Below are 22,812 nucleotides of genomic sequence, written 5' to 3' on the forward strand. Positions count from 1 at the left end.
CGGGATCAAATCTGGGAAACGCGTGCGAGGCGCGCAGTGCGGTTTGCGGCCTGCACGTCCGGATCGGGATCGAGGCTCGCGGCAAGAAGCGCCTGCGTATAGGGCATTTGCGGATTGTCGAAGACCTGCGAGACGGTGCCGAACTCGACGACCTCGCCCTTCTGCATGACCATCACGTAATCGGCGAAATCGCGCACCAGCGGCAGGTCGTGGGCGATGAAAATAAAGGCGATGCCCATCTTCTTGCGCAACCCGTCGAGCAGCCGGATCACCTGCGCCTGGACAGACACGTCGAGCGCTGACACGGCCTCGTCGCAGACGATCAGTTGCGGCTCGAGCGCAAGGGCGCGGGCAATGGCGATGCGCTGGCGCTGACCGCCGGAAAACTGGTGCGGGTAACGTCCCATATGCTCGGGCGACAGGCCGACCTGATCGAGCAGTTCCGCGGCCCGCGCCCGCCATTTGGCTTTGGGCAGGATTTCCGGGTGGATGACCCAGGCCTCGGAGACCAGCTGGTAGACCGTCATGCGCGGGTTGAGCGATTGGGTCGGGTCCTGAAACACCATCTGCAGATCACGGCGCAGCTTGAACAGGTCACCCGGCGACATCGTGAAGAGGTCTTTGCCCTTCCAGCGCGCAGTGCCGCCATCCGGCTCTTCGAGGCGCAACAGGACGCGGGCAAGCGTCGATTTTCCCGATCCGCTTTCGCCAACGACGGCGACGGTTTCACCGGGCTTCAGCTCGAAGGAGACGCCCTTCAGCGCTTCGAAGCCCCCATAGAACTTGCGGACATCCTTGACGCTGAGGATCGATGCGCCGTGTGTGTCCGGCTCATGCATGTCGCCCTTGCCGGGCGCGGCCGCAATCAGCTTCTTGGTATAGGCGTGCTGCGGGTTGCGATAGACGTCGCGCACCGTGCCGCTTTCGACAAGCTGACCCTTTTCCATCACGACGACGCGATCGGCGACCTCAGAGACGACGCCGAGATCGTGGGTGATGATCAGCACACCCATTCCTGTTTCGCGCTGCAATTCCTTCAAAAGTGCCAGCACTTCCGACTGTACAGTGACATCGAGCGCGGTGGTCGGCTCGTCGGCAATCAGCAGATCGGGTTTGAGCGCCAGCGCCATGGCGATCATGACGCGCTGACGCTGGCCCCCGGAAAACTCGTGCGGATATTTGTCGAGAGCCTGCTCAGGATCCGGCAGTGCCACGCGCTTGAACAGACGCAAGGCTTCGGCCTGCGCCTGCGTGGTGCTGATGCCGTGGGTCTTCAGCGCCTCGCGCATCTGCCAGCCGACTGTATAGACCGGGTTGAGGTGGCTGAGCGGATCCTGAAAGATCATGGCGATACGTCGGCCGTTGACCGCGCGGCGCGCCTCGCCCGACATTTTCAAGAGATCCTTGCCGTCGAGCAGGATCTCGCCGGACGTGATCTTGCCCGGCGGCATGTCGATCAGGTTCATGATCGCCGCTGACGATACCGATTTGCCCGAACCGCTTTCGCCGAGGATGGCGAGCGTTTCGCCACGATCGAGATAGTAGGAAATGTTGCGCACGGCGTGGACGGTGCCGGTAACGGTGTGAAAGTCGACGGAGAGATCGCGGACCTCGAGAAGATGATCAGCCATGTTTCGATCCTTTCATTTCCAGGCGCCAGCGCTGGACGGGGTCGAGCGCGATACGCAGCCAGTTGGACAGAAGGTTGAGCGACAGCGTGGTTAGAATGATTGCAAGCCCGGGCCAGAAGGACAGCCACCAGGCATTGGTGAGGTACTGGCGCCCCTGGGCAATCATCAGGCCCCAGGTGATTTCCGGCGGCTGGATGCCGATGCCAAGGAAGGAAAGCGCGCTTTCGGCCAGCATCACATAGGCAAAATCAAGCGTGGCAAGAGTCATCAGCGTCGGGAAGACGACGGGCAGGATGTGGCGAAAGAGTATGCGCTTCGACGATGCGCCCATGACACGCGCCGCCTGCACGAACATGCGGCTCTTGATTTCGAGAACCTCCGCGCGGGTGGTGCGCAGATAAACCGGGATGCGGGTGATTGACAGGACCAGCATCAGGTTGAGGATCGATGAGCCCAGAATATAGAGCACGATCACCGCGACCAGCAGCGACGGGAAGGACATGATGACGTCGGCGATACGCATGATAACCTGGCTTGTCCGCTCCGACGCGAAGCCGGCGATCAGGCCAAGCAGCGTGCCGATGACAGCCGAAATCAGCACGGCGCCGGCAGCAACCATAATCGTGTTCTGCGTGGCGACAATGATGCGCGGCCAGAGCGGGCGACCCAGTGCATCGGCGCCGAGCCACATGAACCAGTCGCGGCTGAAATCGAACGGCGCGAGATTGCGACCGCGCAGGTTCTGCTTGGTGGCGAGATCATCGAGAAGGGTCGGTCCGATGATCGCCATGACAATGACGAATACGAGGAAGATGGCGGCGCAAAGCGCAAACTTGTCGGCCCAGAGCATACGCGCCATGCGGACAAAGAAGCCCGGCTCGGCGGCGATGGTATTGTCGGGCGTGGGGGATGGGACGGCCATGGTCATGTCGATCCTCAGTAGCGGATGCGTGGATCAAGCAGAGCATAGGCAAGGTCGATCACGAGGTTCATGAGGAAGATGGCGAAAGCGGTGACAAGGATCGCTGCCAGCACGACGTTGAAGTCTCGCTGCAGGATGCTGTCGATCATTAGCTTGCCGACGCCCGGGAAACCGAAGATGGTTTCAACGATGACCGCGCCGTTGAGAAGGCTGGCCGCTTGGTCACCGATGACGGTTATGACCGGCAGCATGGCGTTGCGAAGGGCGTGGATAAAGATGATCGGCCCTGATTTCACGCCCTTGGCGCGAGCCGTTTTCACGTAAGCCGAAGACAGTGCCGAAATCATCGAGCCACGCACCACCTGAACGATGATACCGAATGGGCGCACGAACAGAACGCAGATCGGCAGAATCCAGTGCGAAAGCGTGCCCGTGCCCGAGGTTGGCAGCCAGGACAGCTGGATGGCAAACACCACGATTGCGACGATCGCGAGCCAGAAATCCGGGACGGAAGCGCCGATCAGCGACACCATCGAGGAAAACCGGTCGAAGAAGCCGCCGGTGCGAAACGCAGCGAGCGAACCCACGACGATCGCCGCGATGGTGACCAGCGTCATGGTGATGACGGCAAGCCACAGCGTCCAGGTGAACGCTTCGAGCACGACATCGAGCGCCGGGCGCGCCTTGCGCAGGCTTTCGCCGAGGTCGCCGGTCACGACATTGCCGACATACTGGCCGAACTGCACGAGAAGTGGCTGATCAAGGCCATGCAGCGCACGGAACTCAGCCTTCATTTCGGCGGATGCTTCGACGGGGAGAAACAGGGAAGCCGGGTCGCCTGTCAGGCGCGACAGGAAAAACACCATGACCAGCAGCCCGACGAGCGAGATGAGGCTGGCAAAGGCGCGCTTGCGAACGAAAGTGAGCATGGTGACCTCGATCTTGCTGGAATGGACGGCGGCAGGACCGCCGCCCATTTCACTTCGATTGGGACGATCAAAATACGTCCTCGGAGTATGGTCCGGGTTAGTTCTTGATGCCGATCTCGGAGAGCTGCAGCATCGAGTTGGTAGCAATGCTTGGCTTGAAATCGAGACGTTCGGACACGCGGGAATAACCAACCATGTGGAAGAGCAGAACGTCAGCGACGAGATCGTCGTGGACGTAGGCGATCAGCTCCGACCACAACTTTGCACGTTCATCACCAGTGGCAGCGGAGGCGCGGGACACCAGGTCATCGACCTTCGGATCGGAGTAACCCGACTGGGTGCCCTTCGAGTCGTATTTGAAGAACATGGTGAAGGACGGATCACCCTTGGAATTGTCGTGCATGGCGGCAACGATCTGCGGACCGCGACCTTCCTTGAACGGCTTCGAGTAGTAAACCTCGTGCTCGGCTACTTCGACAAACCGGAGGTCGATCTTGAAGCCGACATCCTGCAACTGAGCCTGGATGGCTTCCATGATTTCCGTCACGTTCGGGAAGTTGGCTGTCCGCGCGACGACGGTGATCGGCGTGTCGACTGCAACACCGTCAGCTTTTGCCTCATCGAGCAGCTTCTTCGCCTCGTCCGGATCATACGGGAAAACTTTCACATCCGGATTCCAGCCGAGTGTCGTCGGCGGCACAAGCGCCGTTGCGAGAACCGCGTCCTGCGGCACCAGCGTGCCGATAAAGGCCTCCCGGTCGATGGCGAGGTTCAGCGCCTTGCGGACGCGGACATCATTGAGCGGCGCGATATTGCCATCGATGCGAAGATAGACGGTTTCGCTGTCGAGATAGGAGAAGTCCGTCTTCTCGTTGGTCGCTTCCACCTGCGAGATCGACGGAGCAAGATCCGCTTCGCCGGTCTGAACCATAGCAGCGCGCACGGCCGGATCGGAGCGGAAGAGATAGGTCGCCTTGGTAACCGCTGGCTTCTTGCCCCAGTAGTCGTCACGCGCGTCGAGCACGATCTGCTGGCCCGGCGTCCAGTTGGACAGCTTGTAGGGGCCGGTGCCGATGGGCTCGCGGATGAATTCGAGCGGCGTGCCATCAGGAACGATGGTAACGAGCGACAGCAGCAGCGGCAGGATCGGCTGCACCGGATCGACCTTGAAATCGATGATGGTGTCGTCGACGATCTTTACGTCGAACTTCATGCCGCCGAAGTAACGACGGGATTCGCAGATGTTCTTGTCGCTGAAAATGCGATCGAAGCTGTATTTGACGTCCTTGGCGCCGAAGGCTTTGCCGTCGGAGAATGTCACGCCTTGGCGCAGATGGAAGCGCCACGTGCCGTCGCCGGTCTGCTCCCACTTTTCAGCGAGCCGCGGCATGACGCCCTGCTTGCCGCGTACATCGAGCTCGGTCAGCGTTTCACTGACATTCTCCATGATGACGCGGCCGATATTGGAGCGCGTCGCCATGCAGGGTTCAAGCAGGTCGGCTTCCTCAGGCAAGACGATTTTGATGTCGCTCGACGCAGCCTGCGCCGGCGAAAAACCGGTACCGAGTGCGAGGACGGAGCACAGAACGGCTCCAAGTAGGTGCGAAGTTTTCATGTCATTCTCCTCCCTCTAGCTGCGGATCGCACTGGTCAGTGCTCATCTTGCGATGGTCTCCCGACTGTGCGCTTCAGGCATTCCTCCGTGTGGCCCTGTGCGTCGGTCGGGATGCCTCCGTCCGTTTCGTCGCCGTAAGCGGGCTGACGCAGACCATCTGATGTCTGACCAAGTTTGTCAAATTAATTATTCTTCTATATGATTTGGACAAACTTTCGTGAGGATAAATCCATTTATTATCATGATGATGAGGCTGATGAACTGGCCTCAATCTTCAAATTTCAACGCCCTTCAAACTTGACAACTTTGTTCTTTTGGTGATTTTCACGGTGGCAAGAGGAGACGCTGATGACGCCTGAACAGATTGCAACCGTCATGACCGGCACGGTGAAAGCCGTCGGAAATGGACGACACGAGGCCATGCTGGCTTCACCGATGATCCAGAACCACGCCTCGTTCCTGCACCTTGCCGAAGACGGCGCGCTGATCTGCGCCTGGTTCGGCGGCACGCTGGAAGGCAAGTCGGATATCTCGATCTTTGCTTCCGTTCTGGCGCCGGGGTCTGACACATGGGGCGAGCCGCAGCGGTTGAGTTTCGACCCCGCCCATTCCGAACAGAACCCGGTTCTGTTTGCGGCACCTGAAGGCGGCCTGCTCCTGTTCCACACGTCTCAGCCTTCAGGCAATCAGGACGAATGCCGTATCCGCATGGCGGAGGTAAATCGCGATGCAGGTGACGCGACCAAACTAACGGTCAGCGATGGACGCTATCTCGATTTGCCGCGCGGCTGCTTCGTTCGGGCACCGCTGACCGTTCGCGACGATGGAGCCTGGCTATTGCCGATCTTCCGCTGCATCCAGCGTCCTGGCCAGAAATGGAACGGCAGCCACGACCGCGCGGCCGTCGGCATTTCCGAAGATCACGGCAAAACCTGGCGTCTGGATGACCTCGATCAGTCGACCGGCTGCGTCCATATGAGCCCGGTATCCATCGGAGCCAACAAATACGCCGCCGTGTTCCGCCGCAGGCAGGCCGATTTCGTCTATCGCACCGAGAGTGTCGACGGCGGCCGTACATGGTCCGCGCCCGAAGCGACCGACGTTCCCAACAACAATTCATCGATCGCCGCAACCCGCCTGCAGGATGGCCGTATCGCGATGATCTGCAACCCGACCAATGCGGACATGTCCACAGACCGCCGCGCCTCGCTTTATGATGAACTCGGCGAAGACGACGACCGGCCGGATGCCAATCCGGATGGCGGCTGCGTGCCGATCTGGGGTGTGCCCCGTGCGCCGGTTACCGTCTGCATTTCCGACGACGGAGCAAAAAGTTTCTCGCAACGGATCATCATCGAGGATGGTCCCGGCACCTGCCTGTCGAACAATTCGATCGACGGTCACAACAAGGAAATGTCCTATCCGTCGCTGCTTGAGGGTAACGACGGCAGTCTTCATATCGCCTACACCTATTACAGACGCGCCATCAAATACGTTCGTCTGGCGCCAGGCTGGGCCAGTTCAGCAGCGGGAGAACAAGCATGAGCAACATTATCGGTATCACCATGGGTGACCCCTGCGGCGTGGGACCCGAGATCACGGTGCGGGCGCTGGCCGAAATGAGCGACGCGGACCGTGCCGCCACCCGCATCTATGGAAACCTGCCGACGCTGGAAGCCGCCCGCAAGGCGCTGAACGTCGAGATCGATCTTGCGGCCTATGTCGTTGACCTGCCGATCGAAGGGGCACCGCTACCCTGGGGCCAGCTTTCACCGGTCGCCGGAGATGCGGCATTCCGCTTTATCGAAAAGGCCGTGCGCGATTCCGAAGCCGGCGTGATCGGTTGCATCGTGACTGCCCCGATCAACAAGGAAGCGCTCAACCTTGCCGGCCATCATTACGACGGCCATACCGGCATGCTGCGCAGCCTGACGAAATCGGCAGCCGCCTATATGCTGCTCGCTTCGGAAAAGCTGAAGGTCATCCACGTTTCCACCCATGTCTCGCTGCAGGAAGCGATCCGCCGCGCAACCACCGAACGGGTGCTGGCCACCATAAAGGCCGGCAACAATCACCTGAAGCGCACCGGTTACGAGCGTCCGCGCATCGCGGTTGCGGGCATCAATCCGCATTGCGGTGAAAACGGCCTGTTCGGCACCGAGGATGACGACCAGATCGCGCCGGCAGTGGCTGCCGCCCGCGCCGAAGGCATCGATGCCTATGGCCCGATCTCGGCCGACACCGTGTTCCACCGTGCCTATTCCGGCGGCTTCGACCTCGTCGTCGCGCAGTATCACGATCAGGGTCATATCCCGATCAAGCTCGTCGCTTTCGATACGGCCGTGAACGTCTCCGTCGATCTTACCATCGACCGCACGTCCGTCGACCACGGCACAGCCTTCGACATTGCCGGCAAGGGCATCGCCAACCACGGAAACATGCTGTCGGCCATCGCCTATGCCCGCAAGCTGGTAGCCGGCGGCAAGGGAGAGCAGACATGAGCAGCGCTCCATTAATCGTCTTGCATCAACCAAAACGACTTGTCATCGGCGCCGGTAGCGTCGGCGAGGTCGGCAACTGGGCTGGAGCGGTTTCCTCCGCGCTGGTAATCGCAACACCGATTACCGCTGGTTTCGTCGACCGGTTGAAACTGCCGGGCAAGGTTACCCTGTTCGACGCCATTCCAGGCGAGCCGGAGATCGAAACGCTTGATGCCGCACTGGCGGCAGCGCGCGCCGCAAAGCCGGATCTCGTCGTCGGCCTCGGCGGCGGTTCCGTCATGGACGTCGCCAAGCTTGTCGCGGCCCTTTGGGATAGCGAGCAGACCCTGTCCGATGTCGCAGGACCCAACAAAGTGGCGGGGCGCAGCACGCGCCTGGCGCAGGTTGCCACCACGGCTGGAACAGGCTCCGAAGCCGGCATCCGCTCGCTGATCACCGATCCCGTAAAGGGCGCGAAGATTGCCGTCGAATCCCCTCACCTGATCGCCGATCTTGCAGTGCTAGACCCGGAACTCACCTACTCGGTTCCGCCGGCGGTCACCGCTGCAACCGGAGTCGATGCGATGGCGCATTGCGTCGAGGCCTTCACCAGCAAGCGTTCGCATCCGATGATCGACGGTTTTGCGCGCATGGGCATTCACCTCGTCGGCAAGTTCTTGGGCCGCGCGGTCAAGGACGGCGCAGATCGTGAGGCCCGCGAAGGGCTGATGCTGGCGTCCTATTACGGCGGCATCTGCCTCGGGCCTGTCAATACCGCGGCAGGCCATGCCATCGCCTATCCGCTCGGCACGCTGCTGCATCTGCCGCATGGACTGGCCAATGCCATCGTGTTTCCCCACGTCTTGGCGTTCAACGCGCCAGTGGCAAAGGACAAGACTGCGGAAGTAGCACAGGCGCTGGGGCTAGGCCAAAATCTCTCGCAGGCCGACCTGTCCGCGCAGGCCTATGGCTTCTGTGCTGATCTCGGCATCGAGATGTCATTGGCAAAACATGGCGCGACCGAATCCGATCTTCCGCGCTTTGCCGCAGATGCGCATGCCATCCGTCGCCTCATGGACAACAACCCGGCCGATATGAGCGTGGATGACGTTCTGGCGATCTATCGCGCGAGCTTCTGAGAACCTCGCTCCAGTGAAAAAGGCGGTGCCGCCAAGCACCGCCTTTTGCGTACTATACCGAAGTCAAATCGCTCGCGATCCTTAAGATCCAGGCTAGAGATGCGACGACTGAAAGAGCCTCTCCCGCGATCCCTTCAGATGCTCGAACATCAGACGGCGCGCATCATCCTCGTTGCTGTTGCCGATCGCCGTCGCAATCGCTTCATGCTCGCCAAATACGCGCGACAGGCCGGACGCTTCCCGCTTGATCGAGGCGCCGTGAAATTTCATGCCGACGGCAATATGATCCTTCAGGGCTTCCATGGCGGTGGTAAAATAATTGTTCTGCGCGGCGCGGGCGATGGCGAGGTGGAACTGAAAGTCGGCATCCTCGCGGTGTGACTGACGGTTCGTGGCATCGCGCAGCAGTTCCAGCGCCTGGCGGATCGCCTTCAGACTGTCGGCATCGTGACGGGCGGCAGCGGCAGCGGCGGCAGCCGGCTCCATCGTCAGGCGGAATTCGTAACAGTTGAGAAGGTCTGCGACGTTTTCCAATTGGCCGAAACCGAGGGGATTGCGCAAGCCCACCGAGCGGACGAAACTGCCGGCACCGCGCCTTGAATAGATCAGGCTCTGGTCGCGCAGCCGTTTCAGTGCTTCGCGGATGACGGGTCGGGACACCTCGAATTCGGCGGCCAGATCGTGTTCCGTCGGCAGGCGCTCGTCGGGCTTGTACGCACCGGACTTGATTGCGCGCAACATCCGCTCGAACACGATATCCGCAAGGCCCTTGCGGGCGGTTCCCGTTTCCAGTCCCATCGTCAACCTGCCTTTCGCAGGACCATGTCTGCAATTTGCTTCAACGTATGGGGATGACCGAAGCCACCCGATTTTGCAATAATGCAGCGCCCTTGTGCCGACGCAAGACCAAGACCCGGCAGGCATTCGCCATGCAGACGCAGCCTCGACAGGCCCAGCCGACGCAGCACCGCCTCGGCCGTCGCTCCACCGGAGAGAAGCAGCGTTCCGTCGTAACCGGCAAGGTTCTCGTGCACGCCGTCAGCCAGAGCTTCCGCCACAAGCTGCGCATCGAGCTCTTCCTCACCCGGCGTCGCGTGCACCAGCGTCAGATCAGGTCTTGTCCCACTTTCCGCGTCCAGCCGGCCGTTCGGCGCAGGCAGATACGTCAGGCTGTGGCCGTTGCGCAGGGCGTCGATCTGCGCAAGCGTGATCGGATCGCGCGATCCGATGACAAATGTGATCGGACCGGACGGGATGGTCGCTGCCTGCGCATCGACCTTGTTCGTCATGCGACGGGCGAGCGCTTCTGCAAGACCGCGAGCGCCGATCAGCAGATCGGTCCCGTTGTTCTCAGCGACGTCGAGCGCAACGTCCATGTCGGCGGCTGAGCTAGCGTCAGGGATATGGGCACGAGCTGTGTGCGCACCGAGCCTGTCGGCGATCACGATCGGAGCGTCGATACCAAAGCCGGTGACACATCCGTTCGCAACGACCCGACCGAACTCTGGTATCCCAGGCGCAACGAGGGCACGTGTGAAAGGGATGGCGTCCAGTTCGGCAACGATATTTCCCTTGAGGCGGGAATCGACCTTCTTGAACAGCCGCGTTCCCGGCGGCAGCAAGGTGATTGTCGCAGCCGTGGCGGCACGTGCTTCGCCGGCACTTGTTTCGCGTGTATTGAGGTTGATGGACAGCACAGCGGGGCGATCGGCGACGATCCCCGTGATTGCATCAAGGTTGAGCGCCACGTCGGTGCGAATACCTCGCCCGGCAAAAGGCGCCGCCGAGTCGAGCGCACCGGTCAGGTCGTCCGCAAGAATGACTAACATACGCCTCCACCTACTTATGTTGTAAGCTTTATACCACGGAAAAGCGCTTATAAGTCAACATGGGTATGGAGTGAAATGACAAATGTATGGTCACCGTCGACCACGACGTGACTGGGCCAGCTGACGCGCTGCTCGACTTTTTCGTCGACATTGCGAATCTTGGCGAGCGTCTTCGTCCGGAGCATTCCTACAGCCTCAGCTTGCTATCTGTCGCACAAATTGCCAGATCGAGGCAGGTTTGGATCGCGTCCATTTGAGACACGGTCGATCGGTTTAGGAGCCGTCAGCCGTCACGCGGCCGCTTTACATAACACTGATGCTCCTGCCTGACTGCCCGCCTCAGCAGGACACCGAGAGAGCATGGTGCGCGATCCGCCACCCGACAAGGCAAGCGCAAACCGCTGCGATCCGCACTAAAGGCCTATGCTTCGCATCTTTGACGGAGTTCAGTCACTCTTTTTATATGGCATTGATAAATACAATATTCTTGAACCTTATAAATAATTGATGACTGCTTTTGAACGATTTTAATCTTATACTCTAGTTGACTCGATAGAATACTAATCTAAACTTTTGTTTCTGATCGTTCTCTGTGGAGGAGTTTCGATGCAATATCTTGATGATGACATCGTAAATCTTCGGCGACCCGACGGTTCGGAAGCCCAGTACTACTGGGGTGATGGCTGCAATGTCCTGTCTGAGCCAGAGGGCAAAAAAGAGGTTGAGATCGTCGGTCTCCGGGGAGTTGTAGACCGAGGATTTATCGATGGGCGGGCTCGACTTCGGTCGGATGCATTGCTCCGTCTGTCGATGGTCGACGTCCAGCAAGGCGATGGCCTGATCATCGAAACGCCGAGCGGTAAAGTGATCTTCATCGACGGCGGCGACAACCAGCTCTTTGCTCGGCATGCCAATGCGCGATTTCCGAAAACAAGCGATGACGATCCACTGATTGTCGATCTCATTCTCATCACGCACGGTGACGCCGACCATTTTGATGGCCTTACCGAACTGCGAAAGTCGGAAACCGATACGAGACCTCAAAAGCGGATATTTGTCGCCCCGAAGCGGATTTTTCACAATGGCATCGTGAAACGCCCGCTGAAGAAGCTTACCGGCGAACGCCGAAAAGAAACCGAGATGTTCGGCAGGACCGTAGAGGCAGATGGAAGGATATTCATTGTCGACCTCGTGGACGATCAAGCTACCGTCCCGGAAGTTGACAGAAACGGGAAGTTCAACACTTGGGTCGAGACCCTCGAAGCGTGGGGACCACGCGTCGAACGCGCAACCGGGAAGCCGATTGAGAAGCGGCGTCTTGATCACACAAGTGTAGGTGCCTTCGACTTTCTCGCCGCCGACAATATCTCGGTGGAGCTTCTTGGCCCCATTACCGATATTATCGACAAGGATGTCGGCTTGCGGTTTTTGGGTGAACCACCGGACGATGCAAATCTCATGTTAGGGACTGTCGCCGCCAAGGTTGGCTCTCCCTCCGCGTCTCATACGATCAACGGACATTCGATCAACTTCCGTCTCCGCTACGGCAACGTTCGGTTTCTTTTTACCGGCGACATGAACCAGGAGGCCGGGCAACGGTTGCGAGAGGCGCTACCCGGTGCAGCCGTCCGCGCGGAAATCCTGAAGGCGCCTCACCATGGGTCCGCCGACTTCGACATGGAGTTTCTCAAGGAGGTCTCTCCGGTCGTGTCGTTGATTTCGTCAGGAGACGAGAGCGAAGCTAAGGAATACATTCACCCACGCGCCACTCTTATAGCAGCTCTTGGAAAAGCCGGGCGAACAACACCTTCCATCATATTCTGCACTGAGCTCGCGGCTTTTTTCAAGGTCCTTGGCTCTGTGAATGACCCCAAGGATGCCGCGAGGAAGGTGTTCGCTTTTGAGCGAACCAATTTCGGTATCTCTCACGTTAGGACAGATGGTGAGCGGGTGCTCGCTTTCACTCACTCAGGCAAGAAATTTATGAACGAGGCGTATCGATTTAAGGTCTCGGCCACAGGCGAGATTTCGTTCGCAGCAAAAGCCGTGAGGCGGGCGGCGCCAAAGCTTTAGGCTAAACTGCCGCAGGCACGCGGCGCGTTGGCTTGCCCTGTCATTTTGACTGATCCACTCGCAAACGGAGGACGTCAGACTTTACAGAAACTGTCGTTCTCAAGCCGATCAACCAACCTGCAATTGTCACGACACTGCTATTCGATGAATTCTAACTGTGTGAGCCCTGACATGCCGCTGAAAAACTACGCCGTCCTGAAGGGACGTCCGACGAACAACCGCCTCGCAACAGGCGCAAATCCCCACTATCAGGTTTTGGTATCCGAAAACGGAACCATGCATCGCATTGCGATCAATGTCAGATCACAGGACGGGAGCGAAGTACAGTTCTTGGTCCGCTCGGCCTTTGAGCATCCGATCACGGAAAAGATTGCGGCGTTGTCCGAGGGGCTTCACCGCGCAGCAAGCGTTCCAGATGGCATCGCTCTCGACTTCATTCGGAGCAATCTCATGCAGCCTTGGGAGCTAAAGCCCTTGCCGCTTTCAGCCACAGGGCCAGACAACGACCTGAACGAAAAGATCGACGCTTATTTGCAGCGCGCCATGTCCAATGAAGAGTCTTGGATCTATGCATTTGGCGAAACCTGGGGTCCAGAACCCGACAAAGCGGACAAGTATTTCGGTTTCAAGCCAGGTCGCGGCATTCATGATATCCATATGAACCAGGGTAACCCGCCCGGTAAATTCGCGAGCGACAACGGCAAATTCCAAGATGGTGCGCTGATTTTCGAATTCCCGAACGAAAACCAGTGGGTGGCGATCTTCCTCAAGTTTCAGACGCAAGCTTGGCATTCCGACGACGATAGCGCCGATCCGATCGTCCCGGCCAATCCAGATCACGATGGTGAGCCACATACGCCGGTAGATCGCGACCGAATTCCGCCGTTTGACGTTCCTGATGGACTGGTGCGGATCATCGCAGCACTTGTCAACGACGTGCGCACCCCCGAACGCGAGACCGTCACCCTACTGAATACGGCCGACGTTGCCGTTCAGCTCGATGGATGGATGATCAAGGATAAGCAGAAGAATACGATGACGCTGTCCGGCACGATCGCTGCTGGCGCGACCATGAGCATCGAGATCAAGTCACCAGCCGCTTTGTCTAACAAGGGAGGGATCATAACTCTGTTGAACGTCGATGGCGTCAAGGTGCATGGCGTTTCATACACCAAGGGTCAGGCGCGCCAACCTGGGCGAACCATTCCATTTCAGCCGTGACCAAACTTTACCACAGAGAAGCGCTATCGCGACATCCGCTTCCGAGCCTTCAAGTTGAACGGACGAGAACCATCGACCTGCCGTCAGAACATCCGTCCCTTTATGGTCTTGCTATCGCGTGTACGATGCCCTCGACCGTCCAAGGTGCGTAAGGACCGCACCGCCAACATCCTTAGCCGCCAGTCGATGGAGGCTCTTCATGCTCAACCAGCGTGAATTTCTCCTTGCCGGTCCAGATGAGCACGTCCGTGTAATAGGTCATCAGCCATGCCAGCATCGCTTCACTGACTGCAATTAAGATCGGGTTTCCGGTGATCTGCGCGATGCGCGTGTGAAACTGCATATCTGCTGCGATAAACTCCTCGGCTTTTCCCATGGATCGGCGTTGGTGTTCGATGATGTCAGAGTTCAGCGCTTTTGAATGTGAGGAAGCTGGCGATGGTGGAAGAGCAACGCTCGCTCCGTTTGCGACGGGACGGCTTATGTTGACGAGCCGTCCTGCCGCCCCGACTTGACCTTACCCCAAGATGGAGGGCTCCAAGGCGGTGGAGCACTCGACCACGAACATACTTACCGCGTTGGAGGGACCGCACTTCGACGGCCACCTCGGCACCGTCCATCGGCGAGCGCTGTTCAATGATATTGATCCCGCCCAAAAACTAAGCGCACATCAAATTGCTTAAAAATAGCCTTGACGAAATGTCATGACGTTATACTCTATCGCCATGAGCTGGAACGATACCGATCTTGAGGAGAGCCCTATCCCACGCTGGTCGCAGATTGCGGACCGGCTGCGCACGGATATCGAGAGCGGCAATTTCAAGCCGGGCGATGTTCTGCCGGGTGAAGCGGAGATCAACAAGCGCTTCGGTGTCAGCCGCAGCACATCACGGGCAGCGCTGGATTATCTGGAGACCGAAGGCCTAATCAAGCGACGCTCCGGTGTCGGGTCGATCGTCATCGAGCCGCGTGTCGAGCGTCCGTTGAACCAGATCTCCTCGTTCTCGGAAGACATGCGCCGGCGCGGTCTCACACCAGGTTATCGGACACGATCCGTAAAGATCGTGTCCGCAAGTGCGGCGATCGCCTTGGAGCTGCAACTTCAGCCCGGCGACGACGTGGTGGAGATCGACAGGACAATGCTGGCGGACGGCATGCCTCTCGCCACCTCGATCACCTATCTGCGCCCGCAACTGTTCAAGAAGTCGGGTATCCCGACGATCGAGGAACTGGATAGCGGCTCGCTTTACGAAAGACTGAAGCGCGACGACATCGTGTTCGCCGGTGGCGACGAACGCATCGAAGCCGCGATGGCCGATACCATGACGGCCCGCATCCTCAACGTCCGGCAGCCAGCGGTCGTGCTGATCTGCCATCGAACCTCCTGGATGCCGGACAGGCAGCCAGTGGAATACGTCGTCCTGCACTATCTCGCAGAACGCTACAGCTTCCACGTGAAGCTCATCAAAGCCTGACAGCTCGAAAAGCTGTTCGCGACACAGGAGCCCGCGGCTTGGTCGGGGACTCTGCCGGATATCCGTGCCGTTTTGGCAGCCGTCGATGAAGACAAACATCCGTGACCATCTGTCCCGACGGGCTTCCCGGCGCAGGAGAGGTGCGTCCCGAGAAAAACTGAAGACACAACAAAAATAAGAATCGCCAGAGAAGGAACATGTCGTTGACGACTATACGCACCTCGTTTCTGGGCCTCGCAGCCCTCTCCCTGTCTCTTTTGCCTGTCGCAGCTTCGGCTCAGACACAAGAAAAAGGCGGCACGCTGAACATCGGCGTCGTCTCGGATCCGGTGACACTGGATCCCGCCTTCTTCGCCTCCTACTTCGAGCTCTACGAGCAATACCTGATCTATGAACCCCTGCTGACCATGACGCCGGATCTCAAGGTCGTCCCGGGCATTGCCAGTTACAAACAGGTCGATAACCTCACCTACACGTTCGAGATCAAGCCGAACGTGACGTTCCAGGACGGAACCGCTTACGACGCCGCGGCCGCAAAGTTCAATCTCGACCGCATGCTGGACCAAAAGACCGGGTCGCCGCGTCGTTCGGACCTCGGCCCGATCGCTTCGGTTGAGGTTACGGGACCGCTCGCTTTCACCGTCAAGTTCTCCCAGCCCTACGCGCAATTTCCCTTGGTGATGACGAACCGTGCGGGCCTTTTCGTCTCGCCGACCGCGCTGCAGAAACTCGGTACTGATTTCGCAACCAAGGGGGTTGGTGCCGGACCTTTCAAGCTCGATAGCTGGACCAAAAACGGCCAGATGGTGCTCTCTGCCTTCGACGGCTATCACAAGGGGCGTGCCCCCCTCGACAAGGTCATCATTCGACCGATCCCTGACGAAACGCTGCGCACGGCCGGCCTGAAAAGTGGCGATCTCCAACTGGTCGACATCGTCCCGCCGCAGAGTCTGGCACAGATCAAGGCAGACGCGTCTGTCAATGTGGCCGACATTCCGGGCCTCGGCTTCAATGCCTTCTCGATCAACAATACCAAGCCCCCCTTCAACGATATGAAGGTCCGTCAGGCCCTGCTGTATTCCGTCGACAAGGACGTCGTGAACAAGGTGGCCTACTTCAATACGGGTTCACCTGCCTTTGGTCCCGTTCCACCACCGATCACCTGGGCGTTCGATCCGAACTTCAAGCCCTACAAGCGTGACGTTGCAAAGGCCAAACAACTGCTAGCCGAGGCCGGCCATCCGGACGGTGTGCCGTTCGCGATCACCGTCGTCGCCTCGCCCCTGCAGCTCCGCGTCGCACAGATCATCCAGGCGCAGGCGCAGGAAGCCGGCTTCAAGGTCTCGGTTCGTCAGGTTGACGCGACAAGCCTGATCTCGGTCCTTCAGAAGAAGGACTTTGATATCTCCTGGTCGCCCTGGACCGGTCGCCCGGACCCGGATGGCAACATGTACAACTGGTTCACCAAAGGCGGTCCGAACAACTTCTCGGGCTACAGCAATGATGACGTCGACAGCCTGATGAAAAAGGCCCGTGTCAGCGCCGACCAGTCCGAACGCGCTACGATGTACAGGCAGGCACAGCAGATGATTTCCGACGACGCCGGAATGCTGTTCCTGCATTTTGACTCGACGCTGCAGGGCTCGACCAAGAAGCTTCACTGGACCCCTTACCCGGACACCGCCTTCCGCCTCGGAGACGCGTGGCTGCAGAAGTGATCCCTCCCGCTCTCCTTTAACTTCACGACACACCGTCGCGCGCCCTGCTGCGTCGCGACGGTGCCAAAAGACTGCAAAAGCAAAAAGGCAACCAGATGAGTGATACACCAAAGGCAAAACCGGTCTTCCGCGTGAAGCCAAATGCCATCGAGCAGATTTTCGGCCGCCGCAAGGCCGTCATCGGCGTGATCCATTCCCTCGCTCTTCCAGGCTCACCGGATTATGACGGTCAGCCGATGTCCGAGATTGTCGATTTTGCCGTTGCCGAGGCAGAGCGTTACAAGACCGGCGGCGTCGATGGACTGATCGTCGAGAACCACGGCGACATCCCGTTCGCCAAGCCGAACAATCTCGGCCCGGAAACCGCCGCTTCGATGGCTGTCATGACTGATGCGGTGCGTCGCGCAACCGGCATTCCGGTCGGCGTCAATGTTCTGGCCAACGGCGCGATCCAGGCGATCGCCGTCGCCAAGGCCGCTGGCGCCGCCTTCGTGCGCGTCAACCAGTGGTCCAATGCCTATGTCGCAAACGAAGGCCTGATGGACGGACCTGCCGGCGAAGCTGCGCGCTACCGTGCGTACCTCCGCGCCCGCGACATCAAGATCTTCGCCGACGTGCACGTCAAGCACGGCGCCCATGCGATCACCGGCGACCGCACCATCCAGGAACTTGCCCGCGACAACGAATTCTTCGACGCCGACGTAGCGATCGCCACAGGCCAGCGCACCGGCGATTCCGCCACCATGGAAGAGCTCCAGACCATCGATAGCGGCACGTCGCTTCCCGTCGCCGTCGGCTCCGGCGTCACGCCAGACAATGTCGGCGATATATTTTCGGTCGCAGACGCCGTCATCGTCGCAAGCTACCTGAAACGCGATGGCGTCTGGTGGAACCCGGTCGATCCCGAGCGCCTGAACGTCTTTATGCAGGCCGTCAAGAAGGCAAGGAGCTGACCGCGCGTGGCTAAGGTCCTTGTACTCGGCAATGCCGGGCTCGATATCAGCCTGCAGATGCCACGCCTGCCCGAGCGGGGCGAAACTCTGCTCGGCGACGGTGCCATGCGTGCGCCTGGCGGCAAGGGCCTTAATCAGGCGGTCGTTGCCGCCCGCGCGGGGGCCGATACGCGCTTTGCCGGCCCGATCGGCAATGACGGCATGGGCGAGGAGATCATCCGAATCCTCGGTGCCGAACAAAACCTGGTCTTCGAACCGCAGCGGTCGGAAGGCTCAAGCGATTTTTCGCTCCTGATGGTCTTGCCCGATGGCGAAAACAGCATCGTCACCGCCGGCGCCTGTGCCGCCGCCTTCTCTCAAGAAGCCGCGTCCCGCTTCGCCGCCAACACCGAGGCAGGCGATCTCTTCCTTGCCCAGGGAAATCTGACGCAGGAGACGACACTTGCCGGGTTCAAGGCCGCACGCGACCGCGGCGCCTATACGGTCTTCAACCCGGCCCCGATCTGGTGGGATGCCACGCCGCTGCTTGCCCATTGCGATATTCTTGTCGTCAACCGTGGTGAAGCCGACGCCATCAGTGGTCTGGATGATCCCCGTGCTGCGGCTGCAAGGCTTCACGAACGAGGCGCAAGAACCACCATCATCACGCTCGGCGGCGACGGCTGTCTGGTGCACTCGAGCGGCACCACTCGGCACCACGAAGCGATTGCCGTCAAGGTCAGGGACACGACCGGCTGCGGCGACACGTTTTGCGGCGCGCTGTGCGCGACCCTCTCGCTCGGCCATTCGTTGGAGAAAGCGATCGCCTATGCCCAATCTGCTGCATCCATCACGGCCACGCGTCCCGGAGCCTTCCGCGCACTGCCCAGCCCTGCCGAACTCTCCGCCCTTTGCAAAACGGAGGCCTGACGTGATGGCGCAAACAGAACAGAACCTTCTTCTTGACATCGATCGCATGTCCGTGGCCCTCGGTCCGCCGGGCAAGCGAGTTCGGATCGTGAGGGATGTTTCGCTGGAAATTGCCCCTGGCCGCATCACTTGCGTTGTCGGAGAGTCAGGATCCGGCAAGAGCGTTTTCGCCATGTCGCTGATGCGGCTCGTGTCGGACGATATTTCGGAAATGACGGCAGAGAAGGCGCTGTTCGAAGGTAAGGATCTCAAGACACTCACCGAACGCGACATGCTCAAGCTGCGTGGCAGCCGCATGGCGATGATCTTTCAGGAGCCGATGACCAGTCTCAATCCGGTCTTTACAATCGGGGACCAGATTGCCGAGGCGGTCCAACTTCATCAGAACGTATCTGCTGCCGAAGCCCGGGAAAAAGCGCTCGCGGCTTTGCAGAGCGTTCATATTCCTGCCGCCGAGCGCAGGCTCGATGCCTATCCACACGAGCTGTCAGGCGGCATGCGCCAGCGCGTGATGATCGCCATGGCGCTGGCCTGCGAACCGTCGCTGCTGATCGCCGACGAGCCGACGACGGCGCTCGACGTGACCATTCAGGCGCAGATCCTTGCCTTGCTGATGGAGCTTCGCGAGCGCTCCGGCATGGGCATCCTGTTCATCACCCACAATCTCGGCGTGGTTTCGGAAATCGCCGACGACGTGGCGGTCATGTATGCCGGTCGCATCGTCGAGAGGGCGCCGGCCGTTTCTCTTTTTACCGATGCCCAGCACCCTTATACGCTCGCCCTCCTGGCAGCGATGCCGCATCTGGGCGCGACGGTGGAACGCCTCGAGCCTATCCTCGGCCGCATGCCGCCGCCCTGGGAGGAGGAGCTCGGCTGCCGTTTCGCGCCGCGCTGTCCGTTTGCGGCACCCGAATGCGCCAAGCTTCCGCCACTGCGCGAGATTGGCGTCGACCACCATGTCGCCTGCTGGCGCGCGCCCGTGGAGGACCTGGCATGACGCCCTTGCTCGCCGCCGAAAATTTGGTGAAATCGTTTTCCGTCTCCACCGGCTGGGGAAAGCCGAAGCACTTTTATGCGGTCGACACTGTCAGCATTTCAGTCGAGCGTGGCCGCACGCTTGCGGTCGTCGGTGAATCCGGCTGCGGCAAAAGCACGGTCGGCTCCCTGCTGCTGCGCCTTCAGGATCCCGACAGCGGCAGCATCCGTCTCGACGGCGAGGATGCCATGGCTCTCGACAGCAATGGCCTTCGCCGCTTTCGTCGGCGGGTTCAGGTCGTCTTTCAGGATCCCTTTGCATCGCTCGATCCTCGCGAACGCATTCGCGAGGTCCTGGTCCGCCCCATGCTGCTGCATCGGCTTTGCGACAGGCCGGAAGCATTGAAGCGCGCCGCCGCCCTGATGGAAGCGGTCGGTCTGTCCGCTGAACAGCTGGACCGCTTCCCTCACCAGTTTTCCGGCGGCCAGAGGCAGCGCATCGCGATCGCCCGGGCGCTGTCGGTGCAGCCGGATCTGATTATCTGCGATGAGCCGGTGTCAGCGCTGGATGTTTCCGTGCAAGCGCAGGTCGTCAACCTTCTGCAGGACCTGCAGCGCGATACCGGCGTCGCCTTCATCTTCATCTCGCACGATCTCGCCGTCGTTCGCCATCTGGCCCACGATGTCGCGGTCATGTATTCGGGCCGGATCGTCGAGCAGGCGCCGACCCGCGAACTCTTCGACAATCCCAAGCATCCCTATACCCGGGCGCTTCTGGCCGCCGCACCCCGCGTCGAGATCCAGAGAAAATCGCATGTGCTTCTGACAGGCGAGCCACCCGATCCGACCAACCGCATCGCCGGTTGCCGGTTCGCCGCGCGCTGTCCCTATGTGCAGGACCGATGCACGCAGGAGGAGCCGCCACTCGTGCCGGTGGATGCGGCCCACCTGTCGGCCTGTTTCTTCGCTACGACGCTTCCGCAGGTCGAGACGCTCCCAGACACCCTGCCGGGCACATCCGCCTCTGCCCGCATGGCCGCCTATCGCCGCGCCCGTGACCGCCAAACGCAACAGGTTGAGGAGATCTGACATGAAGCTGATCGTCACCCGCGTTCTCTCGGTCATTCCGGTCCTCTTCGGCCTCTGCGTGCTCTCCTACACGCTGCTCGCGATGATCCCCGGAGATCCGATCACCGCCATGCTCGGCATGGATGCCACGCCGGAAGCGATCGCCGCGCTGCGCGCAAAATTTGCTCTAGACGAGCCCTTGCCGCTCCGGTTCATCTCCTGGTTCGGGCATCTTCTGATCGGCGATCTCGGTCGTTCCATCCAGTCGGGCCGACCGGTCCTCAGCATGGTCATGACCGCCATGGTGCCGACCATGCAGCTCGGCTTAGCGGCGCTTTTGATCTCGCTGGTCATCGCCATTCCGGCCGGAGTGATTTCCGCAGCACGCCGAAACAGCGTCGCCGATTATAGCGTCTCGCTGATTTCGCTGGCAGGCCTTTCGCTGCCAAGCTTCTGGCTGGCGATCCTGCTTGTCCTCTTCCTGTCGATCCGTCTGCAGATTTTCCCCTCCTCCGGCTATGTGCCTATCGGGGAAGATCCCGTTGGCGCTTTACGCCACATCACCCTGCCGGCGATCACGCTCGGTGTCGCCATGGCCGCATCGACCATGCGCATGACCCGCGCCGCCATGCTCGACGTGCTGAATGCGGACTATATCCGGACGGCGCGCGCCAAGGGCCTGCCCTTTCGACGTGTGGTCTGGAAACATGCGCTGCGAAACGCCCTGATCCCGGTAACGACGCTGGTCGGCCTGCAGCTCGGCCAGTTGATGGGCGGCGTGGTGGTAACCGAGACGGTGTTCGCTTGGCCGGGCATCGGCAAGCTGACGGTCGATGCGATCTTCGCGCGTGACTATCCCGTGGTGCAAGGCGCCATCCTGGCATCCGCCGTACTCTTCGTCTTCATCAATCTTGCCACCGACCTTCTTTACGCGACGCTCGATCCCAGACTGAGGAAACGTGCATGACCACAGCTCCCGCATCTCACTCGTTGATACGCCGTCTTGTGGAAGACAGCCGCAGTGCCTTCGGCATGGCGCTGGTCAGCATCCTTGTCCTGGCTGCGGTGTTCGGACCGGTCTTGTCCTCCTATGCGCCTGACGCTGCCGATTTCATGGCAACGCTTGCCCCACCGTCCGCCGATCATTTTCTCGGTACCGACGATCTCGGTCGCGACGTGCTGTCGCGTATCCTGTCCGGTGCACGGGTATCGCTGCTTGTCGGCGTGATCAGCGTCGGTGGCGCGGTTCTTGTCGGCCTGCCGATCGGCCTTGTGGCCGGCTATCTGGGCGGCAGAACAGATGCGGTCCTGATGCGCTGCATGGACGTTCTACTGGCCTTTCCGGGCATCCTGCTGGCACTCGGCATCACAGCGGCGCTTGGCGCGTCGCTTACCAACACGATCATCGCGATCGCCGTCATCAACACGCCGACCATCGCCCGGGTGACCCGCGCCCAGACCATGTTGGTCTCCAGCCTCGATTACGTGAAGGCGAACCGGGCGCTCGGCTTTAGCAATCTGACGATCATGACCCGCAGCGTTTTGCCCAATGCCCTGTCGCCCGTCCTGGTCCAGGCATCGCTGCTGCTTGCCTCGTCGATCATCACGGAGTCCTATCTTTCCTTCCTCGGTCTTGGCGTCCAGCCGCCGACCCCGACCTGGGGCAGCATGCTGCGTGATGCGATCAGCTTTATCGACCAGGCAACCTGGCTCGCCTGGTTTCCGGGTGCTGCAATCTTCCTCACTGTGCTCGGCTTCAACATCTTCGGCGATGGTTTACGCGACCGTCTCGATCCGCGCGACTGAGCCGATGCCACTGGACCCGCCATCTTCCACCTCGCTCAAGGTGCAACCGACGCCACCAAGAGCGATATT

Annotated in this window: 19 protein-coding genes and 1 pseudogene; 13 read left to right on the top strand and 7 right to left on the bottom strand. The window is 60.1% G+C overall.

The annotated features are described in order from the left end of the window. Positions 1 to 5: 5 nt before the first annotated feature. From G6K99_RS21260 to G6K99_RS21275, 4 genes are all read right to left on the bottom strand, one after another. Positions 6 to 1,631 (bottom strand): ABC transporter ATP-binding protein, encoded by a 1,626-nt coding sequence (locus G6K99_RS21260; protein ID WP_174197789.1) that lies wholly within the window; start codon positions 1,629 to 1,631, stop codon positions 6 to 8. Next, positions 1,624 to 2,553 carry an ABC transporter permease gene (locus tag G6K99_RS21265; RefSeq protein WP_371816266.1) on the bottom strand — a complete coding sequence of 310 codons (930 nt, stop codon included), beginning with the start codon at positions 2,551 to 2,553 and terminating at the stop codon, positions 1,624 to 1,626. Before G6K99_RS21265 ends, G6K99_RS21260 begins: the two co-directional genes overlap by 8 nt. Before the next feature lie 14 nt (positions 2,554 to 2,567). Further along, positions 2,568 to 3,482: an ABC transporter permease gene (locus G6K99_RS21270; protein WP_092663432.1), complete on the bottom strand. Its 915-nt coding sequence runs from the start codon at positions 3,480 to 3,482 to the stop codon at positions 2,568 to 2,570. Positions 3,483 to 3,579: 97 nt separating this feature from the next. Next, the gene (locus tag G6K99_RS21275; protein ID WP_174197791.1) at positions 3,580 to 5,097 is read right to left on the bottom strand and encodes an ABC transporter substrate-binding protein; all 1,518 of its coding nucleotides are present in this window, start codon (positions 5,095 to 5,097) and stop codon (positions 3,580 to 3,582) included. A 348-nt stretch (positions 5,098 to 5,445) separates the two neighbouring features. On the opposite strand from G6K99_RS21275, the gene G6K99_RS21280 reads away from it, so the two are divergent. The 3 genes from G6K99_RS21280 to G6K99_RS21290 are packed head-to-tail and all read left to right on the top strand — an operon-like array spanning position 5,446 to position 8,716. Next, positions 5,446 to 6,642 carry an exo-alpha-sialidase gene (locus G6K99_RS21280; RefSeq protein ID WP_174197792.1) on the top strand — a complete coding sequence of 399 codons (1,197 nt, stop codon included), beginning with the start codon at positions 5,446 to 5,448 and terminating at the stop codon, positions 6,640 to 6,642. After that, positions 6,639 to 7,598, top strand: coding sequence for a 4-hydroxythreonine-4-phosphate dehydrogenase PdxA (gene pdxA / locus G6K99_RS21285; protein ID WP_174197793.1), 960 nt, complete (start codon positions 6,639 to 6,641; stop codon positions 7,596 to 7,598). Before G6K99_RS21280 ends, pdxA begins: the two co-directional genes overlap by 4 nt. Then, positions 7,595 to 8,716 (top strand): iron-containing alcohol dehydrogenase, encoded by a 1,122-nt coding sequence (locus G6K99_RS21290; RefSeq protein WP_174197794.1) that lies wholly within the window; start codon positions 7,595 to 7,597, stop codon positions 8,714 to 8,716. Before pdxA ends, G6K99_RS21290 begins: the two co-directional genes overlap by 4 nt. 93 nt (positions 8,717 to 8,809) lie before the next feature. On the opposite strand, the gene G6K99_RS21295 is transcribed toward G6K99_RS21290, so the two are convergent. Both G6K99_RS21295 and G6K99_RS21300 read right to left on the bottom strand, forming a co-directional pair. Further along, positions 8,810 to 9,514 (bottom strand): FadR/GntR family transcriptional regulator, encoded by a 705-nt coding sequence (locus tag G6K99_RS21295; RefSeq protein WP_062577723.1) that lies wholly within the window; start codon positions 9,512 to 9,514, stop codon positions 8,810 to 8,812. A gap of 2 nt (positions 9,515 to 9,516) precedes the next feature. Continuing rightward, positions 9,517 to 10,545, bottom strand: coding sequence for a four-carbon acid sugar kinase family protein (locus G6K99_RS21300; protein WP_174197795.1), 1,029 nt, complete (start codon positions 10,543 to 10,545; stop codon positions 9,517 to 9,519). A gap of 606 nt (positions 10,546 to 11,151) precedes the next feature. Here G6K99_RS21300 and G6K99_RS21305 point away from each other — a divergent pair. Together G6K99_RS21305 and G6K99_RS21310 are read left to right on the top strand one after the other, a co-directional pair. Then, entirely contained in the window at positions 11,152 to 12,618 is a 1,467-nt protein-coding gene (locus G6K99_RS21305) for a ComEC/Rec2 family competence protein (protein ID WP_174197796.1), read from the top strand. A 171-nt stretch (positions 12,619 to 12,789) separates the two neighbouring features. Next, positions 12,790 to 13,839, top strand: coding sequence for a DUF2278 family protein (locus G6K99_RS21310; protein ID WP_174197797.1), 1,050 nt, complete (start codon positions 12,790 to 12,792; stop codon positions 13,837 to 13,839). Between the two features lie 111 nt (positions 13,840 to 13,950). Here the strand turns inward: G6K99_RS21310 and G6K99_RS21315 are convergent. Beyond that, positions 13,951 to 14,242 (bottom strand): annotated as a pseudogene (locus G6K99_RS21315) (FCD domain-containing protein); the annotation flags it as partial. A 301-nt stretch (positions 14,243 to 14,543) separates the two neighbouring features. Between G6K99_RS21315 and G6K99_RS21320 the strand changes: the two are divergent. The 8 genes from G6K99_RS21320 to G6K99_RS21355 all read left to right on the top strand — a co-directional run bounded on the left by G6K99_RS21320 (position 14,544) and on the right by G6K99_RS21355 (position 22,743). Beyond that, positions 14,544 to 15,314, top strand: a complete 771-nt coding sequence (locus tag G6K99_RS21320) for a GntR family transcriptional regulator (RefSeq protein WP_174197798.1) — start codon at positions 14,544 to 14,546, stop codon at positions 15,312 to 15,314. 203 nt (positions 15,315 to 15,517) lie between these two features. Beyond that, on the top strand, positions 15,518 to 17,032 hold the full coding sequence (locus G6K99_RS21325; protein WP_174197799.1) for an ABC transporter substrate-binding protein: 1,515 nt from the start codon (positions 15,518 to 15,520) through the stop codon (positions 17,030 to 17,032). 95 nt (positions 17,033 to 17,127) lie between these two features. Next, on the top strand, positions 17,128 to 17,985 hold the full coding sequence (locus G6K99_RS21330) for a BtpA/SgcQ family protein (protein ID WP_174197800.1): 858 nt from the start codon (positions 17,128 to 17,130) through the stop codon (positions 17,983 to 17,985). Between the two features lie 6 nt (positions 17,986 to 17,991). Then, the gene (locus G6K99_RS21335; RefSeq protein ID WP_174197801.1) at positions 17,992 to 18,894 is read left to right on the top strand and encodes a ribokinase; all 903 of its coding nucleotides are present in this window, start codon (positions 17,992 to 17,994) and stop codon (positions 18,892 to 18,894) included. Between the two features lie 4 nt (positions 18,895 to 18,898). Further along, on the top strand, positions 18,899 to 19,891 hold the full coding sequence (locus G6K99_RS21340; protein WP_113166320.1) for an ABC transporter ATP-binding protein: 993 nt from the start codon (positions 18,899 to 18,901) through the stop codon (positions 19,889 to 19,891). Beyond that, positions 19,888 to 20,958, top strand: coding sequence for an ABC transporter ATP-binding protein (locus tag G6K99_RS21345; RefSeq protein ID WP_174197802.1), 1,071 nt, complete (start codon positions 19,888 to 19,890; stop codon positions 20,956 to 20,958). The genes G6K99_RS21340 and G6K99_RS21345 overlap by 4 nt, the downstream gene beginning before the upstream one ends. A gap of 1 nt (position 20,959) precedes the next feature. Further along, entirely contained in the window at positions 20,960 to 21,904 is a 945-nt protein-coding gene (locus tag G6K99_RS21350; protein ID WP_062460010.1) for an ABC transporter permease, read from the top strand. Continuing rightward, complete coding sequence (locus G6K99_RS21355; protein ID WP_158481543.1) at positions 21,901 to 22,743, top strand: ABC transporter permease; 843 nt, start codon at positions 21,901 to 21,903, stop codon at positions 22,741 to 22,743. Before G6K99_RS21350 ends, G6K99_RS21355 begins: the two co-directional genes overlap by 4 nt. Positions 22,744 to 22,812 lie beyond the last annotated feature (69 nt).

Origin of the sequence: Neorhizobium sp. AL 9.2.2 (assembly GCF_013317225.1) — a bacterium.
GTDB classification, from domain to species: domain Bacteria; phylum Pseudomonadota; class Alphaproteobacteria; order Rhizobiales; family Rhizobiaceae; genus Neorhizobium; species Neorhizobium soli.

Bases quoted from the DNA above. Each gene is read 5' to 3' on its own strand.
- G6K99_RS21260 (WP_174197789.1), bottom strand. From the start codon at position 1,631: ATGGCTGATCATCTTCTCGAGGTCCGCGATCTCTCCGTCGACTTTCAC.
- G6K99_RS21355 (WP_158481543.1), top strand. From the start codon at position 21,901: ATGACCACAGCTCCCGCATCTCACTCGTTGATACGCCGTCTTGTGGAA.
- pdxA (WP_174197793.1), top strand. From the start codon at position 6,639: ATGAGCAACATTATCGGTATCACCATGGGTGACCCCTGCGGCGTGGGA.
- G6K99_RS21320 (WP_174197798.1), top strand. From the start codon at position 14,544: ATGACGTTATACTCTATCGCCATGAGCTGGAACGATACCGATCTTGAG.
- G6K99_RS21310 (WP_174197797.1), top strand. From the start codon at position 12,790: ATGCCGCTGAAAAACTACGCCGTCCTGAAGGGACGTCCGACGAACAAC.
- G6K99_RS21345 (WP_174197802.1), top strand. From the start codon at position 19,888: ATGACGCCCTTGCTCGCCGCCGAAAATTTGGTGAAATCGTTTTCCGTC.
- G6K99_RS21350 (WP_062460010.1), top strand. From the start codon at position 20,960: ATGAAGCTGATCGTCACCCGCGTTCTCTCGGTCATTCCGGTCCTCTTC.
- G6K99_RS21305 (WP_174197796.1), top strand. From the start codon at position 11,152: ATGCAATATCTTGATGATGACATCGTAAATCTTCGGCGACCCGACGGT.
- G6K99_RS21275 (WP_174197791.1), bottom strand. From the start codon at position 5,097: ATGAAAACTTCGCACCTACTTGGAGCCGTTCTGTGCTCCGTCCTCGCA.
- G6K99_RS21330 (WP_174197800.1), top strand. From the start codon at position 17,128: ATGAGTGATACACCAAAGGCAAAACCGGTCTTCCGCGTGAAGCCAAAT.
- G6K99_RS21270 (WP_092663432.1), bottom strand. From the start codon at position 3,482: ATGCTCACTTTCGTTCGCAAGCGCGCCTTTGCCAGCCTCATCTCGCTC.
- G6K99_RS21265 (WP_371816266.1), bottom strand. From the start codon at position 2,553: ATGGCCGTCCCATCCCCCACGCCCGACAATACCATCGCCGCCGAGCCG.
- G6K99_RS21340 (WP_113166320.1), top strand. From the start codon at position 18,899: ATGGCGCAAACAGAACAGAACCTTCTTCTTGACATCGATCGCATGTCC.
- G6K99_RS21300 (WP_174197795.1), bottom strand. From the start codon at position 10,545: ATGTTAGTCATTCTTGCGGACGACCTGACCGGTGCGCTCGACTCGGCG.
- G6K99_RS21295 (WP_062577723.1), bottom strand. From the start codon at position 9,514: ATGGGACTGGAAACGGGAACCGCCCGCAAGGGCCTTGCGGATATCGTG.
- G6K99_RS21280 (WP_174197792.1), top strand. From the start codon at position 5,446: ATGACGCCTGAACAGATTGCAACCGTCATGACCGGCACGGTGAAAGCC.
- G6K99_RS21290 (WP_174197794.1), top strand. From the start codon at position 7,595: ATGAGCAGCGCTCCATTAATCGTCTTGCATCAACCAAAACGACTTGTC.